Origin of the sequence: Streptomyces minutiscleroticus (assembly GCF_014650875.1) — a bacterium.
Lineage (GTDB): Bacteria > Actinomycetota > Actinomycetes > Streptomycetales > Streptomycetaceae > Streptomyces > Streptomyces minutiscleroticus.
In genome coordinates this window covers 1-1,553 of record NZ_BMVU01000189.1, presented here as the reverse complement: position 1 = coordinate 1,553, position 1,553 = coordinate 1, and the positions used below count along the sequence as shown (strand labels likewise).

General features: G+C 67.6%; 2 protein-coding genes and 1 pseudogene. All 3 read right to left on the bottom strand.

Annotation, left to right across the window (positions count from 1 at the left end):
- A partial coding sequence (locus tag IE271_RS40895; protein ID WP_190195476.1) for a hypothetical protein occupies nucleotides 1-394 on the bottom strand: 394 nt, incomplete at its 3' end.
- A gap of 66 nt (nucleotides 395-460) precedes the next feature.
- Entirely contained in the window at nucleotides 461-895 is a 435-nt protein-coding gene (locus tag IE271_RS43190) for a hypothetical protein (RefSeq protein ID WP_229919988.1), read from the bottom strand.
- A gap of 39 nt (nucleotides 896-934) precedes the next feature.
- Nucleotides 935-1,060: pseudogene (locus IE271_RS44305) on the bottom strand (ImmA/IrrE family metallo-endopeptidase); the annotation flags it as partial.
- Nucleotides 1,061-1,553: the final 493 nt, after the last annotated feature.

The window sequence follows — 1,553 nt, the reverse complement described above, 5'->3', positions numbered from 1 at the left end:
ACGCGGCGGCGTCCACCGCGACGGCCTCCGGCACGATGCCGGCCACCGGCGGGAAGAACATCGACCCGTCCTCGGTGGCGATGTCCACGGCCAGCCCGGCGGGCTCACCCAGCGACGGCACGATCTCGTCCACGATCCGCGCCCCCAGCAGCGCCGCGTACTCCACCGGCCGATCACCTGGACCGTGCTGCAGCGCGAACCGCGCCAGCGCCGCCTCGTCCGTGAAACCGCAGACCCACCGCACCCCGCCCGACCGCACCGACCACAAACCCCCGCCGGCCACCGGTACCAGCAGAACGGTCCGTCGCATCTCACCCAGCAACGCACGCGGATCACCGACACCCGCCCTGCGCTCCGCGATCCGCTCCGCCAGCGCTGTCCCTGTCATCTCCATGGCTCCCCCGTCGTAGGCGACCGACGACACCGTAGAGCAGGACGCGTACGAAGGTGCTGACGGTTCTCACGGGATCCACTCAGGTACGGACTGACAAGGTTCGGTAATCGCATGATCGCCGCGGATCGTCGCACGGCCGGTCGATGAGGGCGCGCAGGGCGTCGATGCGCGTCTCCCGCTTGGTCCGCTGCGTCGCGGTGGAGGCATGAGCCATGGGGAACCTTCTCCCGGCCCCAGCGGGCCGTCCAATAGGGTGAGGCCGAACAGCAGGCGGTTCATCTCTTCACTGGTGAGGCCGAGTTCGGCCGCGGCAGCGGAGGGGCGGATGTGCTTGGCGCGCAGGGCGGTGAGGATCTTGGTGAGCACCTGGGAGGTTTCGCGCTGGGCCATGCCCTGGGGTTCGGCGGAGCGGTAGCCCAGGCTGCTCAGTTCGGCGCAGGTGGAGCGGTACTGCCAGTCGGAGAGCAGGCCGAGATCGTGCAGACGGTAGGTCAGGGCCATGGCGGAGACGTTCCGAATCCGCTTGCCGTGGAGGATCTGGTCGACGTGCGCGCCCGCGGGCATGTGGCCGAGCACGCTGACGCGGGGCATGAGGAAGGCGGAGGCGAAGTCGTTGGCCTGCCGTTCGGCCTCGGGGCCGGTGCAGGCGTGCTCGCTGCCGTGCAGGACGAGGTGGCCCAGTTCGTGGGCGGCGTCGAAACGGCCGCGTTCGGCGGACTTGCACCGCGGCGTTCAGACCGTCCCTGAACATGGTCACCGTCGGCTGCTCCGGCCGTCTACATCGGTGCCACATACACGAGCCCTACCTGAACTTGCAAGAAAATTTTGTGCAGTTTTGCAGTGTCTGCCGCGCGCGGTTTGCACGTGTTGTCGCAGCACATTTCCCAGAAGTGCGGGTCAGGTTCCTCGACGAAGTTCACCCAGACATCTCGCTGCGAATACCTCGCGACAACAGAGTGCAAGTCATCACACGAACATGGCGGGGATGATGTCGGCCTCGCACACCCACGCGAAGGACTGCGCCGTCGCCCATGCATCGCACCGGACCCCGCCCTCTCGACGGCTAGGTCGTTTCTGATGGCTCTTGTCCGGCGCGGTGGACCAAGCTCTGGGCCGGTCAGGCGTTGGTCATGGTGCGGCGACATGAACTGACCGACGA

Excerpts from the sequence above, each read along its gene's own strand:
- IE271_RS43190 (WP_229919988.1), bottom strand. The coding sequence starts at position 895 with ATGGCCCTGACCTACCGTCTGCACGATCTCGGCCTGCTCTCCGACTGG.